A 21,213-nucleotide genomic window follows, 5' to 3' on the forward strand; every position below is an offset into this window, starting at 1 on the left:
CCGTGGGCTCAACGGCCGGGGGGCGGCAGGTCGAACCGGTCGTCCTCGCGCTGTTCGGATCGGCGCAACAGTTCCTCTGATCGCTCGGGCCGGGCCAATGGCTCGGGGGTGAGCAGCTGGTCGACGGTCGGCTGGGTGGCTGCCAGCGCCGGCTTGCGCGGCAGCGTCTCGCCCGCGGCGGGGCGCAGCGCATCGCGCCGGCCGCAGCCGGCCGCGCCGACCGCCAGGATGATCAGGAAGAGGCTGCGCTTCATCGATTGGTCTCCAAGGCCGTCCGCGCCTCCGCGATCCGTTGGCGCACCTGATCGGGCGCGGTGCCGCCGTGGCTGGCCCGGCTGGCGACCGATGCATCGACCGATAGCGCCGCATAGACGCGGTCGTCGATCCGCGCGTCGATCGCCTGCAGCGCATCCAGCGGCAGCTGATCCAGCGCGATCCCGCGCTGCTCGGCCGCGCGCACCGCGGCGCCGGTGGCGTGATGCGCCTCGCGGAACGGGATGCCCGCCTCGCGCACCAGCCAGTCGGCCAGGTCGGTCGCGGTCGAGAAGCCGGCCTCGGCCGCGGCGCGCAACCGATCGGTGCGGAAGGCCAGCGTCTCGACCATGCCCGTCATCGCCGCGATCGACAGCGCCAGCAGGTCGTGCGCCTCGAACAGCGGCGGCTTGTCGTCCTGCATGTCCTTCGAATAGGCCAGCGGCAGGCCCTTCATCGTCATCACGAGCGCGGTCATGCAACCCGCGATCCGGCCGGAATGGCCGCGCACAAGTTCCGCCGCATCGGGGTTGCGCTTCTGCGGCATGATCGAGCTTCCGGTCGACCAGGCATCGGACAGGCTGACGAAGCCAAAGGGCTGGCTGGCCCACAGGATCACCTCTTCTGCCAGCCGCGACATGTGCAGCGCGCACTGGGTGGCCGCCATCAGATAATCGAGCGCGAAGTCGCGATCGCTGACCGAATCGAGCGAGTTGGCAGTCGGCCGATCGAAACCGAGCGCGGCGGCAGTCGCCTCGCGATCGATCGGGAAGCCGGTACCGGCCAGCGCGGCCGATCCGAGCGGGCATTCGTTGAGCCGCGCGCGCGCATCGGCGAAGCGCGATCGATCGCGGCGGATCATCTCGTAATAGGCCATCAGATGGTGGCCGAGCGTGACCGGCTGCGCGACCTGGAGATGGGTGAAGCCCGGCATCACGCTGGCGGCATGTTCCTCCGCCCGCGTGACCAGCGCGCGCTGGAAGGCGGCGAGCCCGGCGTCGACCGCATCGATCGCATCGCGCACCCACAACCGGAAATCGGTCGCCACCTGATCGTTGCGCGAGCGCGCGGTATGGAGCCGCCCGGCAACCGGGCCGATGAGCTCGGCCAGCCGCGCCTCGGTCGCCATGTGGATGTCTTCGAGCGCGAGATCGGACGGCACGTCGCCGGCGGCATAGCCCTCTGCCACGCGGTCCAGCCCGTCCGCGATCGCCTGCGCGTCTCTGGCGGAAACGATGCCCTGCGCACCCAGCATCGCCACATGCGCCTTCGATCCGGCGATATCCTGTCGCCACATCCGCTTGTCGAACGGGATGGATGCGTTAATCTCGCGCATCACCGCGGCGGGCCCTTCGGCGAAACGGCCGCCCCACATCATATTGGAGCCGTCCTTGCGCGCCGTCACCCTGCTTGCCCTCATGCTCTCACTCGGCGCGTGCGATAGGCAAAAGCCCGAACAGCCGCAAGCCGAGCCGGCCACCGCCACGCCCGGCCCGCCGCAGGAAATGGGCCGTGTCGACATCACGAAGCGCGGCACGCCGATCCCGGCGATGCCGTTTCTGGGGCCGGACGACGGGCCCGCCACGCTGGCGGCGTTCCGCGGCAAGCCGGTGCTGGTCAACCTGTGGGCCACCTGGTGCGCGCCCTGTATCGCCGAGATGCCGACGCTCGACCGGCTGGCCACGCGCGAGAAGGACCGGATGGCGGTGATCGTCGTCAGCCAGGATCTGGCGGGGCGGCGCGCGGTGACCCCGTTCTTCCAGAAAGCGAACTTCGCGAGCCTGCAGCCCTATCTCGACAAGCAGAATCTGCTGATGGAAGCGCTCGGCACCGAGACGCTGCCGACCACCGTCTATTATGACGCATCCGGCAAGGAACAGTGGCGCGTGCTGGGGTCGATGGACTGGGAAGGCGCGCGCGCAAAGACGCTGTTCGAAGGCGGCTGAACGGTTTCGGACGCCCCGTCATCCTGACGGTCAGCATCTAGGGCCGCATATGCTGCCTTCACCGCCCTGGATCCTGACGTTCGTCAGGATGACGGCATCGCGATATTATGGTGCGGGCGCCGCCTTCATTGCGGCCACCAGCTGATCGACGCTCGCCGGCCGCGACGGCAGCTCGAACCGCGCGGCGGGCAGATCGACCGTCTCGATCGATTGCAGGACCAAGCCCTTGCCCGCCACCAGCGGCGTGCCGAACGCGAACAGCGCGCGAGTCTGGTCGATCGTCTCGGCCGCGGCCTTGCCGATCACCGGCGCGGCGGGCAGCATCGCGGCATTCATGAAGCCTTCCAGCGCGCGACCCAGCGGCTTGAGTGCGGGATCGTCGCTGAACACGAATTCGGTCTCCACCCCAGGCAGGTCGCTGTTGAGGCCATAGACCGCGATCACCTGCCCGGTGCGGCCACCGACCGTACGCGTGCCGCGGCGCTGCGATCGCAGCGTGACCGTGGCCGGCCTGCCGTCGCGCGCATTGTCGAGCAGGGTGCCGAAGATCGGCGCCATCACCCTGTCGATCGCCGCGGCGACATCCTCGATCCGTGCCACCGTCACGCCATCCCCGGCGCGGCCAACGATGTGGAAATGACCGTCGCGCAGGATGCCGTAATCGGGCGCCCCCGCCTCACCGATCCGCGCCTCGCCATTGTCGGCGACTTCGACGACCAGCGTCCGGCCCGGCTCCGTGCTGCCATAGGTGGCGCGGATCGCGGCCGGGGCGACGGCGGGCAGGGCGAGGGCGATCGCGGCGAGCAAAGCAGTGAGGATGCGCATCGCGCCAGCCTATCCGAGCCGCCGCGTCGCCGCTAGGAGCTTGGCATGGCCATCGCCCGCCTCGCGCTCACCGATTTCCGGTCCTACCGCCAGGCGTTGATCGAGCCGGGGCCGGGACTGGTGGTGCTGACCGGCGAGAATGGCGCAGGCAAGACCAATATCCTGGAAGCCGTCTCGCTGCTCGCCCCCGGCCGTGGGCTGCGCCAGGCCGCGCTGTCGGAAATCGCGCGTGACGATGGCCCCGGCGGGTTCGCGGTGGCGGCACGGCTGGCCGACGGCGCGGAGATCGGCACCGGCACGCTGCCCACCGCGCCCGAGCGGCGGCAGGTGCGCATCAACGGCGCGGGCGCCACCGCCGCGGCCCTCGGTGAACGGATCGCGATGCTGTGGCTTACGCCGGCGATGGACCGGCTGTTCGTGGAAGGCGCGGGCGGCAGGCGGCGCTTCCTGGATAGGCTGACGCTGGCCTGGGCCCCCGATCATGCCCGCCATGCCGCGCGCTACGAAGCGGCGATGCGCGCGCGCAATCGGTTGCTGGCGGAACCGGACGGGGCCGATGCGGGCTGGCTGGCGGCGCTGGAAGCCGGCATGGCCGAACATGGCGCGGCGCTGGCGGCGGCGCGCGCGCAGACGTTGGCGGAACTCGACCGGCGGCTGGCGGATCAGCCCGCCGGCCCCTTCGCGCGCGCCGGCCTTGCCATTGCCGACGACGGCCTGCGTGACGAGGGCGCGCTCCGGGCGGCATTCCGTGCCGGGCGCGGGCGCGATGCGGCGGCGGGGCGCACGCTGGCCGGCCCGCACCGCGCCGATCTGGCCGTCATCCACCGCGCCAAGGGCCAGCCCGCCGCCCGCTGCTCGACCGGCGAGCAGAAGGCGCTACTGCTGGCGATCATCCTTGCACAGGCCGATCTGGTGGCAGAGCGCCGCGGTGACCGGCCCGTGCTGCTGCTGGACGAGGTTGCCGCGCATCTCGATCCCGGGCGGCGCGCGGCGCTGTTCGCGCGGCTGGAAGCGGCCGGCGGACAAGCCTGGCTGACCGGCACCGAACCCGCGCTGTTCGCCGGGGTCGGCGGCGCGGCGACGCGCTACGGCGTGGCGGACGGGCGGATCCTGCTTGAACCACCGCCACCCGGCCTCTAGGCGACGCCGAAATCAGGGAGGACAGCGATGGACCGGATGATCGACAGGGCGGGGCTTGCCGTGGCGGAGCCGCTGGCCCGCTTCATCGAGGATCGGGCGCTGCCCGGCACCGGCATCGATCCTGCCGCCTTCTGGGCCGGCGCGGCCGACATCTTCACCCGATTCGCACCCGAGAATGGCGATCTGCTGGCGAAGCGCGACGCACTGCAGGCGCGGATCGATGCCTGGCATGTCGAGCGCGCCGGCCAGCCAATCGATTCCACCGCCTACCAGGCGTTCCTGCGCGAGATCGGCTATCTGGTCGACGAGCCCGCGCCGTTCGCGGTGAACCCGCGCAACGTCGATCCCGAAATCGCGACGACCGCCGGGCCGCAGCTGGTGGTGCCGATCCTCAACGCGCGCTTCCTTCTCAACGCCGCCAACGCGCGCTGGGGCAGCCTGTATGATGCGCTGTACGGTACAGATGCCATCCCCGGCGCGCCCGCGAGCAAGGGCTATGATCCCGCCCGTGGCGCGCAGGTGATCGCGTGGGCCAAGGCGTTTCTTGATGATGCGGTGCCGCTGGCAGCAGGCCGCTGGGCCGATCTCGGCGATCCGGGCGAGACGATCGCCCTGGCCGATCCCGCGCAATATCTCGGCCGCAGCGCCAAGGGCCGGCTGTTCCGCCACAACGGGCTGCATATCGAAGTGGTGTTCGATCGCGATCACCCGATCGGGCGCGACGACCCTTCGGGCATTGCCGACGTGATCCTCGAATCGGCGCTGACCACGATCTGCGACCTCGAGGATTCGGTGGCCGCGGTCGATGCCGAGGACAAGGTCGCCGCCTACACCAACTGGCTGGGCCTGATGCGCGGCGATCTGGAAGCCAGCTTCGACAAGGGCGGCAGGACGCTGACCCGCGCGCTGGAAGAAGACCGCCGCTACACCGCGCCCGACGGCACGGAGTTCACCCTGCCCGGCCGCAGCGTGCTGCTGATCCGCAACGTCGGCCACCTGATGACCACGCCCGCGGTGCGCCTGCCCGACGGCAACGAGGCGCCCGAAGGCATTCTCGATGCGATCGTGACCGGGCTGATCGCGCTGCATGACATCAACGACCTGGGCCGGTTCCGCAACAGCCGCGCCGGATCGATGTATATCGTGAAGCCCAAGATGCACGGGCCCGAGGAAGCGGGCTTCACCAACCGCCTGTTCGATGCGGTGGAAGATCTGCTGGGCATGGATCGCCACACCATCAAGGTGGGCGTGATGGACGAGGAGCGGCGCACATCGGCCAATCTGGCCGCCTGCATCCATGCGGTGCGCGATCGCATCATGTTCATCAACACCGGCTTCCTGGATCGCACCGGTGACGAGATGCACACCTCGATGCGGGCCGGCGCGATGGTCCGCAAGGCGGCGATGAAGGCCAGCGACTGGATCGCCGCCTATGAGGACCGCAACGTGCAGATCGGGCTGGCCTGCGGGCTTTCCGGAAGGGCGCAGATCGGCAAGGGCATGTGGGCCGCACCGGACCGGATGGCCGACATGCTGGACCAGAAGATCGGCCACCCGAAGACGGGCGCCAACACCGCCTGGGTGCCCAGCCCGACCGCTGCCACGCTGCACGCCACCCATTATCACCGCGTCGACGTGTTCGCGCGGCAGGCGGAGCGCGCGGCCGAGCCGGTGGCCTCGCTCGATCGGCTGCTGACGATCCCGCTGGCCGAGGGCCATAACTGGAGCACGGACGAGATCGCGGAGGAGCTGGACAACAACGCGCAGGGTATCCTGGGCTATGTCGTGCGCTGGATCGATCAGGGCGTCGGCTGTTCCAAGGTGCCCGACATTCATGATATCGGCCTGATGGAGGATCGCGCGACGCTGCGCATCTCGTCGCAGCACATGGCCAATTGGCTGCTGCACGGCGTGTGCACCGCCGACGAGGCCGAGGCCGCTCTCCGGCGAATGGCGGCGAAGGTCGATGCGCAGAATGCGGGCGATTCGCTTTATCGCCCGATGGCCGGCAACGAGGACAGGAGCCTCGCCTTCCAGGCCGCCCGTGCGCTGGTGTTCGACGGCGTCAAGCAGCCGAACGGCTATACCGAGCCGCTGCTCCACGCCTATCGGCTGAAGCTGAAGGCGGCCGGCTGATGCCTCGCTACGAGATCGACGGCGCCCGGCCGATCGTTGCCGACAGCGCCTGGATCGCGCCCTCTGCCGACCTGATCGGCGATGCGCGGCTGGATGCGGACGCCAGCGTCTGGTTCGGCGCGGTGATCCGCGCGGATAATACGCCCATCGTCGTGGGTGCGCGCACGAACATCCAGGAAGGCGCGATGCTGCACAGCGATCCCGGCAGCCCGCTGACGATCGGCACGGACTGCACGATCGGCCACCACGCGATCCTGCATGGCTGCACGGTCGGCAATGGCGTGCTGATCGGCATGGGGGCGACGATCCTGAACAACGCGGTGATCGGCGACGGCTGCCTGGTCGGCGCGGGCGCACTTGTGACCGAAGGCAAGGTCTTCGAGCCCGGCAGCCTGATCGTCGGCGCCCCCGCGCGCGCGATCAAGACGCTGTCGGACGACCAGCGCGCGGGCCTCGGCCAGTCGGCGGCGGGCTATGTGGCGCGGGCGGCGCGGTTCGCGACGGGGCTAAAGCGGGTCGATTGAGCTTCTGGCCAGCGCGTTGCGAGGACTGCAGTAAGGTCGCGACCAAGGACACAAGTCGAAATGCTGAAGCGCCGACCGTTCTTGCTGTTCCTCGCGAGTGCTACGGCCTGCTCAACGTCGCCATCTCAGCCTCCGCTAAATTTGCACGTGGGCGTCACCGGCGAGGGGGGATGCACGCTCAGCGCGGAGGGCAAGGCGTTATCGGATGATGAGCTTGCCGCAATGTTGAAGGCGAGTGGCTCGCGAGCGGTTCACCTCACCGGAATGAATGTCTCCATACCGTATCGTTGTATCGGTGGAGTAATTTTTGCCCTGCAGCGAGCGCGCGTTCCATTCAGGATTGGCTTCATCTCTGAGCCGCCCGCAACAAGTGCCACTGGCCGGGACACAGACTAATGCGGCCTAACCTTAAACTTCGGATATCTCGAAGCTCCAGCTCCTTGCCCCCCGCCGCCCTTGCCGCCACATGGGGCGCATGACCCAGACGGCCCCGCTCAAGGCAATGATCATTCCGGTCACGCCGCTCCAGCAGAACTGCACGCTGTTCTGGTGCACGAAGACGATGCGTGGCACCTTTGTCGATGCCGGCGGCGATCTCGGCAAGCTGAAGGCGGCGGCGGCGCAGCAGGGGGTGACGATCGAGAAGCTGCTCGTCACCCACGGCCATATCGATCATTGCGGATCGGCCGGCGTGCTGGCGAAGGAACTGGGCGTGCCGATCGAGGGGCCGCACGAGGCGGACCGCTTCTGGATCGACCGGCTGGCCGAGGATGGCGCCAAATATGGCATCCGCGGCGAAGTGTTCGAACCCGATCGCTGGCTGGTCGATGGCGACACGGTCACCGTCGGCGATCTCACGCTCGACGTCTATCACTGCCCCGGCCACACGCCCGGCCATGTGATCTTCCACCATGCGCCGTCGGGCGTGGCGATGGTCGGCGACGTGCTGTTCCAGGGATCGATCGGCCGAACCGATTTTCCACGCGGCAACCATGCCGATCTGATCGCGGCGATCACCACCAAGCTGTGGCCGCTGGGCGGGCAGACCGCGTTCGTACCCGGCCATGGCCCGATGTCCACCTTCGCGCACGAACGGCAGACCAACCCGTTCGTGGCCGATCGCGTGCTGGCCGGCGGCTGATCGGAACGGCGGTGCGCGGGGCTCGTTCACCCCGCGCAATGATCCGCTGCGCACCCTTGCTGTTGTTGTTGATCGTCGTCGGTTGCGATCTGCCGCGCGATCCGGATGGCACGCTGGATCGAATTGAAGCGGACCGAAGTTTTCGTGTCGGGCTGATCGCGAATGGCGGCGACGCGCGGGGTGCAGCCGAGCAGGCCGCGCTGATCGATCGCATCGCCCGCCGCACCGCCGCCCGCCCCGTGATCCGCCACGGATCGGCCGAACCGCTGCTCGCCGAGCTCGAAGCGGGCGGACTGGACGTCGTGATCGGCCATTTCGATGGCGCCAGTCCCTGGTCCCGCCTGGTCACGCTGACCGATCCGATCCGCGATTATGGCGGGCATGGGCTGGTCGCCGCGCTGCCCAATGGTGAGAATCGCTGGATCATGCTGGTCGAGCGCGAAACGCGGGCCCTGTCGCGGTGAGCGCGGTCCCGCCCGAGATTGCTCGGCTCCACGCCCGCGCGGTGCGGCTGGAATGGTGGACGGTCGTCTGGATCGCCTCGATCGTCGTGGTGATGGGGCTCGTCGCCGGCGGCAGCCAGGCGATGCGCACCGCCTGGATCGAGGATATTCTGAGCCTGGTGCCGGCGATCGTGTTCCTGATCGCCGCCCGGTTCGAGCGCCGCGAGCCGAATGCACGCTTCCCGTTCGGTTTCGCTCGCGCGCACAGCCTGGCGTTCCTGATCTCGGCAGTCGCGCTGGCGGCGACGGGATCGATCCTGCTCGTCGAATCGGCGCTTACCCTGATCCATGCCGATCATGCCACCGTGGCCGGCATCACGCTGTTCGGGCAGCAGATCTGGCAGGGCTGGCTGATGATCGCGGCGCTGATCTATTCCTCCATTCCGCCGCTGATCCTGGGCCGGATGAAGCTGCCGCTGGCGCGCGCCATGTCGGACAAGGTGCTCCACACCGATGCGATGATGCAGAAAGCGGACTGGATGACCGGGCTGGCCGGCGTCGGCGGCATCATCGGCCTGGGCCTCGGCTGGTGGTGGGCCGACGCTGCCGCAGCAGCAGTCATTTCCGCCAGCATCCTGCACGACGGTATCCGCGCGCTCGGCATCGCGGCTGCCGAACTGATCGACGGCGCGCCCCGCGCCCTCGACAGCGACGATGTGGCCGAGGACGCCCGCGCGCTGCACGCCGCGCTCGACGCGCGCTATCCCGGAACGGAGGTGCGGATGCGCGAGACCGGCCGGATGATCCACGCGGTCGTCGTCGGCGCAAGGCCCGAAGCCACGATCGACGGGGATGCGATCTGGCCCGGCCCGCCGGATCGCCGTTGGCGGCTGGAGCAGATCGGCTTCGTACCGCCCGGTGGCGATCAGCCCGAGACGGATGACGCGGCCGGAGCGGGCGCGGGCATCCGATAGGGAATGGTCAGCGCATAGCCGGCCAGCCCGATCAGCACGGCCCAGGTGACGAGGATGCCGCCCGCGCGCAGCGGGCCCGGCCCATCACGATCCATCCCGAACGCGTGCACGATCCGCGCGATCACGAACGCGATCCCGACATACCAGAGCCACGGCGCGCTTTGGTGAGCAGCCTCGATAAGGCCCATCAGGATCAGCACGATCGGCGCATATTCGGTGAAGTTGGCGTGGGCGCGCATCCGCCGCAGCAGCAGGGGATTGCCGCCATCGCCATGCAGCACCTTGCCTTTCAACCGCATCGGCACGATCCGCGATGCCAGCCAGACGTTCAGGATGGCGGCCGCGCCGGCGATGGTAAGCGTGATGGGCAGGATCATCGGGGGAAGCCTTGCAAGGTTCGGATGCCGCCCCGCATAGCGCCGCCGCGGCCGGCTGCGAAGGGCGCGGCTATCAGCCTTGCAACCGCGCGCGGAATCGGTATAGGTCCGCCGCTCGCGACGAGCCCGGCCGCCAGGGTCCGCGGCCATCTTTGGCCGTCGGCATCCATAGCGGCGAGGCTCGTCGCGCATTTTTTTGAACGACACGGAACAGGTGCCGACATGGCCGTCCCCAAGAGAAAAACTTCGCCTTCGCGGCGCAACATGCGTCGCAGCCATCATGCGCTGACGGTCGAGGCATTCCAGGAATGCCCGAATTGCGGCGAGCTGAAGCGGCCGCACAATCTCTGCACCGCTTGCGGCCATTATAACGGGCGCGAGATCATCTCGACCGAAGCCTAACCCGGCGATTCGACGCATGGGCCAGCAGACCGAGCCGCCGCGGATCGCGATCGACGCGATGGGCGGCGACGGCGGCCCTGCGACGATGATCGCGGGTGCGGCACTGGCACGCGCGGCAAACCGGAGCCTGCGGTTCCGGCTGCACGGCGATCGTGATCAGCTCGCAGCCGAAGTCGCGCGTCATCCCGCACTGGCGGACGGTGCCGAGATCGCGCACGCGCCCGAGGCGATTTCCGGCGAGGAGAAGCCCAGCCAGGCGATCCGCCGCGCGCGTACGACTTCGATGGGCCTCGCGATCGCGGACGTGAAATCCGGCCTGGCCGATGCCGCGGTATCCGCCGGAAACACCGGCGCGCTGATGGCGATGTCCAAGCTGGCGCTGCGCACCATGCCGGGAATCGATCGGCCCGCGCTCTCCGCGCTGCTGCCGACGCTCGGCGACAATGACGTCGTGATGCTGGATCTGGGCGCCAATACCGAGTGCGACGCCCGCAATCTCGTCCAGTTCGCGGTGATGGGTGCCGCCTATTCGCGCGCGGCGCTCGGCATCGAACGGCCGCGCGTGCGCCTGCTGAACATCGGTACCGAAGAACTGAAGGGCACCGACGAGCTGCGTGACGCCGCCCAGCAACTGCGCGCCGCGACCCATCTCCATCTCCAGTTCGATGGCTTCATCGAAGGCGATCGCCTGGGCCGGGGCGAGGCGGACGTGATCGTTTCCGACGGCTTCGCGGGCAACATCGCGCTCAAGACGATCGAGGGCACGGCCCGCTTTGTCACCGATCTGCTCAGGCGTGCCTTCACCAGTTCGGTCCGCTCGAAGATCGGCTTCCTGATCTCGCGCCCGGCGACTGAGCTGCTGCGCCACCATCTCGATCCGAACAACCATAACGGCGCAGTCTTCCTGGGCCTGAACGGCGTGGTCGTGAAAAGCCATGGCGGTGCGACGCCGCAGGGGATCGCCAACGCGATCGGCGTAGCCAGCAAGCTGGTGACCAACGATATCGGCCGCCGCATTGCGGAGGATCTGGCCAAGATGCGCAGCCCCAGCGAGGCGGTGGCGTGACGGGCGAAAGACTGATGCGCAGGGCTGTGATCGCGGGTTCGGGTTCGGCACTGCCCGAACGGCGCGTTTCCAACGCCGAGCTGGCCGAGACGGTGGACACGTCCGACGAGTGGATCGTCGAGCGGACCGGCATCCGTTTCCGCCACATCGCGGGCCCGCACGAGACGACCGCGACGCTGGCGACCGACGCCGCGCGTCGCGCGCTGGAGGCGGCAGGCATCGCGCCGTCCCAGGTCGGCCTGATCGTGCTGGCGACTGCGACGCCGGACCAGACCTTCCCGGCATCCGCCACCAAGGTTCAGGCCGCGCTCGGCATCGATGACTGCGTCGCGTTCGATGTCGCGGCCGTCTGCTCCGGCTTCCTTTATGCTATGTCGGTCGCCGAAAGCATGATCCGCGGCGGTAGCGCCGATGTCGCGCTGGTGATCGGATCGGAAACGTTCAGCCGCATCCTCGACTGGCAGGATCGCGGCACCTGCGTGCTGTTCGGCGACGGCGCCGGCGCTGTGGTGCTGAAAGCGGAGGAAACCGCGGAACAGGGGCCCGATGCGCGCGGCGTGCTGGCGGTCAGCCTGCATGCCGATGGCCGCCATAACCAACTGCTCTACGTCGATGGCGGCCCTTCGACGACGGGCACTGTCGGCAAGCTGCGCATGTCGGGGCGCGAGGTGTTCCGCCACGCGGTTACCAACCTGGCCGCGGTGCTGAGCGAAACCATGGCGAAGGCCGGTCTGTCGGCCGACGCGATCGATTGGGTGGTGCCTCACCAGGCCAATCGCCGGATCCTGGATGCGACCGCGAAGAAGCTTTCGCTCGATCCAGCGCGCGTGGTCGTGACCGTCGATCAGCATGCCAACACCTCTGCCGCATCGGTGCCGCTGGCGTTCGACCAGGCGGTGCGCGACGGCCGCATCAAGCCGGGCCAGTTGGTTGTGTTCGAGGCGATGGGTGGCGGCTTCACCTGGGGAGCAGCGGTCGTTCGGCTGTGAACGGGGGCTTTTCGCCGCGCTCCCATCGGATTACTGTTGTGTGACTGGGCACTTGAGGCAAGGGGGCGATCATGGGTGCAGGCACGTTGACCAGGGCGGATCTCGCCGAGACAATCCACCGTAATGTCGGCCTCTCCCGCGCTGATTCGGCCGGCATGGTGGAGCAGATCCTGCGCTATATGTGCGAATCGCTCTCCAATGGCGAGAATGTGAAGATCTCCGGATTCGGCAGCTTCGTGCTGCGCGACAAGGGCGAGCGCGTCGGGCGCAATCCCAAGACGGGGATCGAGGTGCCGATCGCACCGCGCCGGGTGCTCACCTTCCGCGCCAGCCAGACGATGCGCGATCGGATCGTCGAAGCGGGATGACCGGGTGAGCGGATCGCGGGCAAAAGCGGACGGCGCATTCCTGACGATCGGCGAGGTCGCGAATGAACTGGGCCTGCCGCAGCATATCCTGCGTTACTGGGAGACCCGGTTCCCTCAGCTGAAGCCGCTGCAGCGTGCCGGCAATCGCCGCTATTATCGGCCGGGCGACGTCGCGCTGGTGCGTCGGATCGATCGCCTGCTGAATGCCGAGGGCTATACGATCCGCGGTGTGCAGCAACTGCTGGCCCGCAGGGAGATCCTATCCGGCCCGCCTGCCCCGGTGGAGGACGCGCCACCGCCCCCCGCCGACACGAACGGTGAACTGCGCGCGATCCGCAGCATGCTGACCGCGGCGCTGGCGCGCGGCTGACCGGTCAGAGGTCGGGCAGACCGGCCAGCAGCTTGTCCAGCGTGATCGGGAAATCGCGCACGCGTACGCCGGTGGCATTGAACACCGCATTGGCCACGGCAGCGCCGGATCCGCAGATGCCAAGCTCACCGATGCCCTTCGCGCCGAGCGGGTTCGCCAGCGGGTCGCGCTCGTCGATGAAATGCGCCTCGATCGCGGGGATATCGGCATGAACGGGGACATGATATTCGCCGAGATCGCCGTTGGTGATATGGCCGTGGCGGGTATCGATGACCGCATCTTCGTGCAGCGCGCCGCCGATCCCCCATACCATGCCGCCGATGCACTGCGACCCGGCGGTCTTGGGGTTGAGGATCCGGCCCGCCGCAAAGCTGCCAATCATCCGCCGCACCCGCACCTCGCCGGTCGCGACATGCACGCCGACTTCACAGAACACCGCACCGAACGCAGCCTGGCTGTGGCTTTTGGAAGTCTTGCCGGGTTTGATGACGCCATCGGCTTCCAGCGCCTCGCCCTGCAGGAGATCGACGAACGGCCGCGCGCTGTTGCCGACGATCAGCGCGCCATCGCGCGCAACGGGAGCATCCGCATCGGCGCCGGCACGCTCGGCCAGCGTCTTCAGCAGCTGTTCGCATGCCAAGTAGACCGATGACCCCGCACTGGCGGCGCCCCACGACCCGCCCGAGCCAGCCGAGACGGGCAGCGCGGTATCGCCGAGTACAACCTTGATCGATGCAACCGGCAGCGAGAGTGTTTCGGCGGCGATCTGCGCCAGGATCGTATAGCTGCCGGTGCCGATGTCGGTCATGTCGGTCTCGATCGTGACCGTGCCGTCCCGCTCGATCCGCACCTTTGCCTGCGATTGCTGGAGATAATTTGTACGCGCCAGGCAAGCCATGCCCATACCCACCAGCCAGTCGCCGTCCCGCACCTGCGCCGGTACCGGATTGCGTGTCTGCCACCCGAACCGCCGGGCTCCATCGTCCAGGCAAGCCAGCAGCCCGCGCGACGAGAACGGCTTCTCGGTCTGCGGATCGCCATCGGGTTCATTGATCCGTCGCAGGTCGACCGGATCGACGCCGATCTCATGCGCCAGTTCATCCATCGCGGATTCCAGCGCGAGCTGGCCGATCGCCTCGCCCGGCGCCCGCATCGATACCGCGACCATCAGGTCGGTCGCGGCAATGCGGTGGCTGATCCGCCGGTTCTCAGCCGCATAGAGGTTGACGGTGGAAATGCAGACGGGTTCGTAGAATGGCTCGGCCGAACGGTTCGACACCAGCGCATCGTGGCCAATCGCGACGAGCCGGCCATCCGCTTCCGCGCCCAGCCGTACGCGCTGGATGCTGTCGGTCCGCCGGCCGGCCATCGTGAACAGCTGCTGCCGGGTCAGTGCAACCTTCACCGGGCGCTTCAGCTCACGTGCGGCCCAAGCTGCGAACATCGTCTCCGGATTCAGCCCCAGCTTCGATCCGAAGCCGCCACCGACATAGGGCGAATGCAGCCGGACCTTGTCGGCCGAGATGCTGAGCTGCTTGGCAAGCTGCTTCCGCACCGAATCCATCATCTGGTATGATGCGTGCACGACGATCTCGTCGTCGCGCCACTCGGCCAGGGCGGCGTGCGGCTCCATGGCGCAATGGATCTGGGTGGGGGTCGTATAGTCCGAATCGATCCTGACCGGCGCCTTCTCGAACGCGTCGTCGAAGTCGCCCTTGCGGTGATCGGGCAGGCCCATCATCGGGTTCGGGATCACCGCCTTGTCGCGCACAGCGGCCAGATCGAACCGGCCATCAGCATCGGGCTTGTAATGCACGCGCACCAGCGCTGCGCCGGCCCGGGCCTGCTCGAACGTATCCGCCACCACCAGCAGCAGCGGCTGGCCGAAATGGCTGATCTCGCGATTGCCGGTGCCGGCCGCCGCCTCGCCGAAATTCGATCCGTCGTGCGGCGTGGCCTTGCCGGCATCGATCACCGCGATCACGCCGGGCGCGGCCTCGGCATCGACCGTGTCGAAGCGATCGACCTTGCCCTTGCCGATCGTGGCGGTGACGATGAAGCCATAGGCCATCCGATCGGCGCGATATTCATGGGCGTAGGTGGCGGATCCGGAAACCTTCAGCGGCCCTTCGATCCGATCGACCGCAGTGCCCAGCGGACCGTCGCCACGCTCAAGCGCGGCGGGGGCGACGGCATCATCCATCTTCAGCGTGTTGGTGTCGCTCATGTCCGGTCCCCGGTCAGCCGGGCCAGCGTCGCGATCAGCGTGCGCCGCACCAGCGGGATCTTGAAATCATTGTCGCCCGAGCCGCGCGCATCCGCGACTAGCGCATCGGCGGCAGCCGCGAAGGTCTCGCGGGTTGGCGGACGATGCAACAGCGCCCGTTCCACTGCCGGATCGCGCCAGGGGCGATGAGCGAGCCCGCCGAACGCCAGTCGCGCCGAGACAATCTCGCCATTCTCGACCGCGATCGCCGCCGCGACCGATACGAGCGCGAACGCGTAGGAGGCGCGGTCGCGCACTTTCACATAGGCCATTCTGCCGGGGGGCGGCGCTGGCAGCTTCACGGCCGTGATCAGTTCTCCCGGCTCCAGCACCGTTTCGATCTGCGGGGTATCGCCCGGCAGCAGATGGAAATCGCCGATCGGGATCGCGCGGTCATGGCCACCCGGCGTCTGGGTCAGCACGGTCGCATCGAGCATCCGCAACGCCACCGCCATGTCCGACGGGTGGGTGGCGATGCAGTGCGGGCTCGTGCCGAGGATTGCGTGATTGCGGTTCGCGCCGCCGATCGCCGCGCAACCCGATCCGGGGTCCCGCTTGTTGCACGGCATCGCGCGCTCGTAGAAATAGGTGCAGCGCGTGCGTTGCAGCAAGTTGCCGCCGGTCGATGCCTTGTTGCGCAGCTGCCCGCTTGCGCCTGCCAGCAGCGCCTCCGCCAGCACCGGCCAGCGCGATCGCACGCGGCGGTCCGCCGCCAGTGCGGCATTGCCGACCTGTGCGCCGATCTTCAAGCCATCGCCGTCGTCTTCGATCGCGCTGTGCGGCAGGCGGCTGATGTCGATCAGATGCGCCGGCGTCTCGATCTGCAGCTTCATCAGGTCGAGCAGATTGGTGCCGCCCGCGATGAAGCGCGCGCCGGCCTGGGCGCGCGCCGCGCGGATCGCCGTGTCGGCATCGCCGGCACGCTCATAGGTGAAGGGCTTCACGAGCGTCCCTCCGCTTCGCGGATCGCCTTGGCGATATTGGGATAAGCGGCGCAACGGCAGATATTGCCGCTCATCCGCTCGCGCAGTTCCTCGTCGTCGAGCGGGATCGCATCGGCTGCCACGTCGGGGGTGACATGGCTCGCCATGCCTGCGCGATGCTCCTTCAGCATGCCCAAAGCGGACATGATCTGGCCTGGCGTGCAGTAACCGCACTGAAAACCGTCATGATGCACGAACGCGGCCTGCATCGGGTGCAGCGAGACGGCCGATCCGATCCCTTCGATCGTCGTGATCTCGTCGCCTTCGTGCATCACCGCCAGCGACAGGCAGCTGTTGATCCGGGTGCCGTTGACCAGCACGGTGCAGGCACCGCACTGGCCATGATCGCAGCCCTTCTTCGTGCCGGTCAGCGCCAGATGATCCCGCAGGGCATCAAGCAGCGTGGTGCGGGTATCGATTTCCAGCGCATGCCGTTCGCCGTTGATGTCGAGCATGACCTGCATTGCCGGATCCTGCCGCACGGATGGGCGGGGCGGCGCTTCGCCTGCGATGGTTGCCATGGGATGGGCCTGCCTTTCGAATGTTGCTCGATGAACCGACAAGGCGGACGAACGATCCGTCGTGGAACCGGCGACCCGCCGCACGCGTCTGCCACCCTGGCCAACTTTTGAGCAATCATGATGACGACAGCGGAACTGCATCGCCGGCTCTGGTTCGCAGGCGGCGCCAGCGCGATGGCGATCGGTACGGTGGGCATCTTCCTGCCGCTGCTGCCGACGGTGCCGTTCTACATCCTGGCGGCATTCTGCTTCGGCAAGAGCAACCCCGAATTCGAACGCCGGCTGCTCGCCCACCCGACCTTCGGCCCGCACATTCACGCCTGGCGTGAAAATGGCGCAATCAGCCGGCGCGGGAAGGCGGCGGCGGCGATCGGCCTTTCGGGTAGCGCGGCCGGCGGTCTCTATTTCCTGCCCGAACCGTGGCGCTGGGTGCCGCTGGGCATCGCGATCGTCTGTAGCCTCTGGATCCTGTCGCGCCCGCATCGCTGAGCTTTCGCCGCACCGGCCGCTCGCCTAGACGGCGGCCATCATGAAACAGCACGAAGCCATCACCACGCCGGCAGGCGGCTGGCGCGCGGAGATCGCGGCCACGCTGACGCTGGCCTATCCGCTGGTGCTGACCAACATCGCATCCGCGCTGATCCACGCCACCGATGTCGTGCTGCTCGGCCGGCTCGGCGCGCGCAGCCTCGCGGCGGCGACGCTGGGCGTGAACCTGATCAACGCCTGCGTCTTCTTCGGCACGGGCGTCGTCACCGCCGCCGCGCCGATGATCGCCCGCGAGCTCGGCGCGCGGGCGCATAGCGTGCGCGAGGTGCGGCGCACCGTGCGCCAGGCGATGTGGGCGGCAGTCGCGCTCTGCCTGCCGCTCTGGGCGTTGCTGTGGCAGGCAGAGGCGCTGCTGCTGGCGATGGGGCAGGATCCGGCGCTGTCGGCGGATGCGGCATCGATGGTGCGCCCGATGATGTTCGGGCTGTTGCCGCTGTTCCTGTTCCTGGTTCTGCGATCGTTCGTGTCCGCGTTGGAACGGCCGATCTGGGCGCTGGTGATCGGCGCGGGCGCGGTGATCTTCAACGCGGCCGTGAACTACATGCTGATCTTTAGCTTCGGCCTCGGCCTGTTCGGGGCCGGGGTGGGCAGCGCGCTTGCCAATCTGGCGATGTTCTGCGGGCTGGCGCTGGTGGTGGTGCGCCACCGCCGTTTCCGCCGCTATCATCTGTTCGGCCATGTCTGGCGGGCGGATTGGCCGCGCTTCCGGGCAATCTGGCGGCTGGGGCTGCCGATCGCGCTGACGCTGCTGTTCGAAGTCACCATCTTCAACGCCGCCGCCTTCTTGATGGGGCTGATCGGCACCGAGGAACTGGCCGCGCATGCGGTGGCGATCCAGATCTCGGCGCTGTCGTTCATGGTGCCGCTGGGACTGTCGCAGGCGGTGACGGTCCGGGTGGGCCTGGCGCTCGGCCGCGGCGATCCGCGTGCGGTGGCGCGGGCAGGCTGGACAAGCTGGTGGCTGGGGGTGGGGTTCATGGCGACGACGGCGCTGGCGCTGGTCCTGGTGCCGCGCCCGCTGGTCGGCCTGTTCCTCGATCTCGGCGATCCGGCCAATGCGCGCACGGTCGCGCTGGCGGTCTCGTTCCTTGGCATCGCCGCGCTGTTCCAACTGGTCGACGGCGCACAGGCAGTGGGGGCCGGCATGCTGCGCGGCCTGCACGATGCCACCATCCCGATGATCATCGCGCTGTTCGGCTATTGGATCGTGGGGTTCGGTGTTGGCGTGCCGCTCGCCTTCCGGTTCGGATGGGGCGGGCTCGGTATCTGGATCGGCCTCGCCGCGGGATTGGCGATCGTCGCCGTGCTGCTGACCACGCGCTGGACGATGCGCGATCGGTTGGGGCTGGTGGCGGGGCCGCGCTGATCCGCGGCCCCGCGCGACAGGTCAGATCCGGCCGCGCCGGCGATCATAGGCCTTCTTGGCAACATAGGCGCCGCCCAGCACCAGGCCGAGCGGCCCAAGCCGGCGCAGGCCGCCCGCCGCCGCCATGCCCAGGATCGCGCCCTTCGTGCCGCCGGTGCCGTCGCGCCGATCGATTTCGCGCCCGACGAGCGCACCGACAATCTTGCCAATCATGCCTTGTTTCCCTTCTTCTCACTCAACGCCAGGTCCTTGAGTTCGCCGATCCCCTTCAGGACCAGCCAGCCGGTGGCGTAGGTCAGCGCGACCGGCACCGCGATACGCAGCGCCCCGCCGACAAGCGCGCCCTTCAGCGCGCCATCCCAGCTGGCGTCGTCGCCGTCCGATGCGTCGATGGCGCCGCCGATCAGCGCGCCGAGTGCCGTGGTCCAGGACATCATCATGCTCCCATGTTCGCCGCCACAGCGCGCGGCGCGGTCGCATGTTCCACGAACGCGATCTCGAATCAGCCGACCATGTCGCCGGGGCGCACGAGCCGATCGAAAGTGCCGGCATCCACCAGCCCCAGTTGGAGCCCCGCCTCGCGCAGCGTCAGCCCCTGCTGATGCGCATGCTTGGCGATCTTCGCGGCATTGTCATACCCGATCTCGGGTGCGAGCGCGGTGACCAGCATCAGCGAGCGTTCGACCAGTTCGGCGATCCGACCCTCGTCCGCCACGATGCCTTCGACGCAGCGTTCGGCGAAGCTTTCCATCCCCACGCTCAGCAGCGCGATCGATCGTAGCACCGCCGCCCCGATCATCGGCTTGAACACATTGAGCTCTAGATGGCCCTGCATTCCGCCCGCGGTGACAGCCATGTGATTGCCGATCACCTGTGCGGCCACCATCGTCAGCATCTCGCACTGGGTGGGGTTCACCTTGCCGGGCATGATCGAGCTGCCGGGCTCGTTCTCGGGCAAGCGCAGTTCGCCCAGACCGGACCGCGGGCCGGATCCGAGCAGGCGGATGTCGTTGGCGATCTTGGTGAGCGCGGTCGCCAGCCCGGCGAGCGTGGCCGACAGATGGACCAGCGGATCGTTGGAGGCCAGCGCCTCGAACTTGTTCTCCGCCGGGCGGAACGGCAGCCCGGTGATCTGCGCGATTTCCAGTGCGACATCGCGATCGAATTTCGCAGGCGCGTTCAGCCCCGTGCCGACCGCGGTGCCACCCTGCGCCAGCGCGACCAGATCATGCATCACCGCCGGCTCGATCCGCGCGCGGCAGCGCTGCAACTGGTGCGCATAGCCCGAGAATTCCTGGCCCAGCGTCAGTGGCGTCGCATCCTGCAGATGGGTGCGACCGATCTTCACAAGCCCCGCCCAGCCCCGCGCTTTCGCATCCAGCGCATCGTGCAGCCGCGCCAGCGCGGGCAATAGCCGGTCGACGACGCCGCGCGCCGCTGCAACATGGAGCGCGGTCGGGAAGCTGTCGTTGGACGACTGGCTCATATTGACGTCGTCGTTGGGGTGGACTGGCACCTTGCCACCGCGCGTGCCGGTCAGCTGCTCGTTGGCGCGGCCTGCAATCACCTCATTGACGTTCATGTTGGTCTGGGTGCCGCTGCCTGTCTGCCAGATGACCAGCGGGAATTGATCATCGAGCGCGCCTGACGCGACCTCGGCCGCCGCCGCCTCGATCGCATCGGCCTTGTCCGCCGCCAGCCCATGGCGCCGGTTCACCCGCGCCGCCGCCTGCTTCACGATCGCCAGCGCGTGCACGATGCCGATCGGCATCCGCTCTTCCGGGCCGAACGGGAAATTCCCGATCGATCGCTGGGTCTGCGCGCCCCAATAGGCGCCGGCGGGAACCTCGATGGGGCCGAAGCTGTCGGTTTCGGTGCGGGTGTCGCTCATCCCACCGGAACGCGGCTGCGCAGGACTTGGTTCAGCTTACACCGTCACCCCTGCGAAGGCAGGGGCCCATGGCTGATCGATATGCCACACGGGTCAGGCTGGCGGCACGCCACGGGTTTGCGATCTGCAAAACGGCGCGGCCAGAAAAAGAGCCATGGCCCCCTGCCTGCGCAGGGGCGACGGTCATGGCTTGCTCCGCTACTTCTTCCGCGTGAAATCCACCGAGACCACGTTCGATCCGTCTTCGACCGGCACCGCCACCGGCGCATCGTTGCCGGCCCCGGCATGTTCGGGGGCGTCCTCGTCGTCCGCCTGCGCCTGGAACTGGAGCGCGAAATTCACTGCCGGATCGACGAACCCGGTCACCGCCGCGAACGGGATCGAAAGCTTCGCCGGCACCTGGTTGAACGACAGGCCGACCTCGAACCCGTCCGGCTTCACCTTCAGGTCCCAGTAGCGATTCTGGATGACGATGGTCATCTCGTCGGGGAACCGCTCGGTCAGGTGCTGGGGAATATCCACCCCCGGCGCGCCGGTCTTGAAGGTGATGTAGAAATGATGGTCGCCGGGCAGCCCGCCGCCGCGTTCGACCTCGCCCAGCACGCGGCCGACGACGGCGCGCAGGGCTTCCTGCACGATCTCGTCATACGGAATCAGGCTGTCTGCAGTGCCATCGGTCATCGC

25 protein-coding genes are annotated in these 21,213 nt (G+C 68.2%); 14 read left to right on the forward strand and 11 right to left on the reverse strand.

Annotated elements, in window-relative coordinates:
- Positions 1 to 8: 8 nt before the first annotated feature.
- Together ABC347_RS12540 and argH are read right to left on the reverse strand one after the other, a co-directional pair.
- Positions 9 to 254 carry a hypothetical protein gene (locus ABC347_RS12540; RefSeq protein WP_413246057.1) on the reverse strand — a complete coding sequence of 82 codons (246 nt, stop codon included), beginning with the start codon at positions 252 to 254 and terminating at the stop codon, positions 9 to 11.
- On the reverse strand, positions 251 to 1,627 hold the full coding sequence (argH, locus tag ABC347_RS12545) for an argininosuccinate lyase (protein WP_413247057.1): 1,377 nt from the start codon (positions 1,625 to 1,627) through the stop codon (positions 251 to 253). Before argH ends, ABC347_RS12540 begins: the two co-directional genes overlap by 4 nt.
- A 16-nt stretch (positions 1,628 to 1,643) precedes the next feature.
- On the opposite strand from argH, the gene ABC347_RS12550 reads away from it, so the two are divergent.
- On the forward strand, positions 1,644 to 2,198 hold the full coding sequence (locus tag ABC347_RS12550) for a TlpA family protein disulfide reductase (protein WP_413246058.1): 555 nt from the start codon (positions 1,644 to 1,646) through the stop codon (positions 2,196 to 2,198).
- A 105-nt stretch (positions 2,199 to 2,303) separates the two neighbouring features.
- Here the strand turns inward: ABC347_RS12550 and ABC347_RS12555 are convergent, their stop codons facing one another.
- On the reverse strand, positions 2,304 to 3,023 hold the full coding sequence (locus ABC347_RS12555) for a hypothetical protein (RefSeq protein ID WP_413246059.1): 720 nt from the start codon (positions 3,021 to 3,023) through the stop codon (positions 2,304 to 2,306).
- Positions 3,024 to 3,068: 45 nt separating this feature from the next.
- On the opposite strand from ABC347_RS12555, the gene recF reads away from it, so the two are divergent.
- From recF to ABC347_RS12585, 6 genes are all read left to right on the forward strand, one after another.
- On the forward strand, positions 3,069 to 4,163 hold the full coding sequence (recF, locus tag ABC347_RS12560; protein ID WP_413246060.1) for a DNA replication/repair protein RecF: 1,095 nt from the start codon (positions 3,069 to 3,071) through the stop codon (positions 4,161 to 4,163).
- A 36-nt stretch (positions 4,164 to 4,199) separates the two neighbouring features.
- Positions 4,200 to 6,299, forward strand: coding sequence for a malate synthase G (locus tag ABC347_RS12565; protein WP_413247058.1), 2,100 nt, complete (start codon positions 4,200 to 4,202; stop codon positions 6,297 to 6,299).
- The gene (locus ABC347_RS12570; protein ID WP_413246061.1) at positions 6,299 to 6,823 is read left to right on the forward strand and encodes a gamma carbonic anhydrase family protein; all 525 of its coding nucleotides are present in this window, start codon (positions 6,299 to 6,301) and stop codon (positions 6,821 to 6,823) included. Before ABC347_RS12565 ends, ABC347_RS12570 begins: the two co-directional genes overlap by 1 nt.
- A 475-nt stretch (positions 6,824 to 7,298) precedes the next feature.
- Entirely contained in the window at positions 7,299 to 7,964 is a 666-nt protein-coding gene (locus ABC347_RS12575; RefSeq protein ID WP_413246062.1) for an MBL fold metallo-hydrolase, read from the forward strand.
- Positions 7,965 to 8,020: 56 nt separating this feature from the next.
- On the forward strand, positions 8,021 to 8,428 hold the full coding sequence (locus ABC347_RS12580) for a hypothetical protein (RefSeq protein ID WP_413246063.1): 408 nt from the start codon (positions 8,021 to 8,023) through the stop codon (positions 8,426 to 8,428).
- Complete coding sequence (locus ABC347_RS12585) at positions 8,425 to 9,381, forward strand: cation diffusion facilitator family transporter (protein ID WP_413246064.1); 957 nt, start codon at positions 8,425 to 8,427, stop codon at positions 9,379 to 9,381. Before ABC347_RS12580 ends, ABC347_RS12585 begins: the two co-directional genes overlap by 4 nt.
- On the opposite strand, the gene ABC347_RS12590 is transcribed toward ABC347_RS12585, so the two are convergent.
- Positions 9,333 to 9,758 (reverse strand): MAPEG family protein, encoded by a 426-nt coding sequence (locus ABC347_RS12590; RefSeq protein ID WP_413246065.1) that lies wholly within the window; start codon positions 9,756 to 9,758, stop codon positions 9,333 to 9,335. The genes ABC347_RS12585 and ABC347_RS12590 overlap by 49 nt on opposite strands.
- 222 nt (positions 9,759 to 9,980) lie before the next feature.
- Here ABC347_RS12590 and rpmF point away from each other — a divergent pair, with 222 nt between their 5' ends.
- The 5 genes from rpmF (at position 9,981) to ABC347_RS12615 (ending at position 12,953) form a co-directional block, all read left to right on the forward strand.
- Positions 9,981 to 10,160: a 50S ribosomal protein L32 gene (gene rpmF / locus ABC347_RS12595; RefSeq protein WP_413246066.1), complete on the forward strand. Its 180-nt coding sequence runs from the start codon at positions 9,981 to 9,983 to the stop codon at positions 10,158 to 10,160.
- 16 nt (positions 10,161 to 10,176) lie between these two features.
- On the forward strand, positions 10,177 to 11,226 hold the full coding sequence (gene plsX, locus ABC347_RS12600) for a phosphate acyltransferase PlsX (RefSeq protein WP_413246067.1): 1,050 nt from the start codon (positions 10,177 to 10,179) through the stop codon (positions 11,224 to 11,226).
- 14 nt (positions 11,227 to 11,240) lie between these two features.
- Positions 11,241 to 12,215, forward strand: coding sequence for a beta-ketoacyl-ACP synthase III (locus tag ABC347_RS12605; protein WP_413246068.1), 975 nt, complete (start codon positions 11,241 to 11,243; stop codon positions 12,213 to 12,215).
- 71 nt (positions 12,216 to 12,286) lie between these two features.
- On the forward strand, positions 12,287 to 12,583 hold the full coding sequence (locus tag ABC347_RS12610; RefSeq protein WP_413246069.1) for an integration host factor subunit alpha: 297 nt from the start codon (positions 12,287 to 12,289) through the stop codon (positions 12,581 to 12,583).
- A gap of 4 nt (positions 12,584 to 12,587) precedes the next feature.
- Positions 12,588 to 12,953: a MerR family transcriptional regulator gene (locus ABC347_RS12615; protein WP_413246070.1), complete on the forward strand. Its 366-nt coding sequence runs from the start codon at positions 12,588 to 12,590 to the stop codon at positions 12,951 to 12,953.
- A gap of 4 nt (positions 12,954 to 12,957) precedes the next feature.
- Here ABC347_RS12615 and ABC347_RS12620 read toward each other — a convergent pair whose 3' ends face one another.
- Genes ABC347_RS12620 through ABC347_RS12630 form a run of 3 tightly spaced genes read right to left on the reverse strand, consistent with a single transcriptional unit; the run spans position 12,958 to position 16,723 of the window.
- Positions 12,958 to 15,180, reverse strand: coding sequence for a xanthine dehydrogenase family protein molybdopterin-binding subunit (locus tag ABC347_RS12620; protein WP_413246071.1), 2,223 nt, complete (start codon positions 15,178 to 15,180; stop codon positions 12,958 to 12,960).
- Positions 15,177 to 16,163, reverse strand: coding sequence for an FAD binding domain-containing protein (locus ABC347_RS12625; protein ID WP_413246072.1), 987 nt, complete (start codon positions 16,161 to 16,163; stop codon positions 15,177 to 15,179). Before ABC347_RS12625 ends, ABC347_RS12620 begins: the two co-directional genes overlap by 4 nt.
- Positions 16,160 to 16,723, reverse strand: a complete 564-nt coding sequence (locus tag ABC347_RS12630) for a 2Fe-2S iron-sulfur cluster-binding protein (RefSeq protein WP_413246073.1) — start codon at positions 16,721 to 16,723, stop codon at positions 16,160 to 16,162. Before ABC347_RS12630 ends, ABC347_RS12625 begins: the two co-directional genes overlap by 4 nt.
- A 135-nt stretch (positions 16,724 to 16,858) precedes the next feature.
- On the opposite strand from ABC347_RS12630, the gene ABC347_RS12635 reads away from it, so the two are divergent.
- Positions 16,859 to 17,212, forward strand: coding sequence for a YbaN family protein (locus ABC347_RS12635; protein ID WP_413247059.1), 354 nt, complete (start codon positions 16,859 to 16,861; stop codon positions 17,210 to 17,212).
- 40 nt (positions 17,213 to 17,252) lie between these two features.
- Positions 17,253 to 18,638, forward strand: coding sequence for an MATE family efflux transporter (locus ABC347_RS12640; protein WP_413246074.1), 1,386 nt, complete (start codon positions 17,253 to 17,255; stop codon positions 18,636 to 18,638).
- Positions 18,639 to 18,659: 21 nt separating this feature from the next.
- Here ABC347_RS12640 and ABC347_RS12645 read toward each other — a convergent pair whose 3' ends face one another.
- From ABC347_RS12645 to ABC347_RS12660, 4 genes are all read right to left on the reverse strand, one after another.
- Positions 18,660 to 18,851 carry a hypothetical protein gene (locus ABC347_RS12645; RefSeq protein ID WP_413246075.1) on the reverse strand — a complete coding sequence of 64 codons (192 nt, stop codon included), beginning with the start codon at positions 18,849 to 18,851 and terminating at the stop codon, positions 18,660 to 18,662.
- Complete coding sequence (locus ABC347_RS12650; RefSeq protein WP_413246076.1) at positions 18,848 to 19,078, reverse strand: hypothetical protein; 231 nt, start codon at positions 19,076 to 19,078, stop codon at positions 18,848 to 18,850. The genes ABC347_RS12645 and ABC347_RS12650 overlap by 4 nt, the downstream gene beginning before the upstream one ends.
- A 62-nt stretch (positions 19,079 to 19,140) precedes the next feature.
- Entirely contained in the window at positions 19,141 to 20,529 is a 1,389-nt protein-coding gene (gene fumC / locus ABC347_RS12655; protein ID WP_413246077.1) for a class II fumarate hydratase, read from the reverse strand.
- Between the two features lie 198 nt (positions 20,530 to 20,727).
- Complete coding sequence (locus tag ABC347_RS12660) at positions 20,728 to 21,210, reverse strand: SspB family protein (RefSeq protein WP_413246078.1); 483 nt, start codon at positions 21,208 to 21,210, stop codon at positions 20,728 to 20,730.
- Between the last annotated feature and the right edge of the window lie 3 nt (positions 21,211 to 21,213).

The sequence above is a fragment of the Sphingomonas canaveralia genome (genome assembly GCF_047238125.1).
Classification (GTDB): Bacteria; Pseudomonadota; Alphaproteobacteria; order Sphingomonadales; family Sphingomonadaceae; genus JBDFMH01.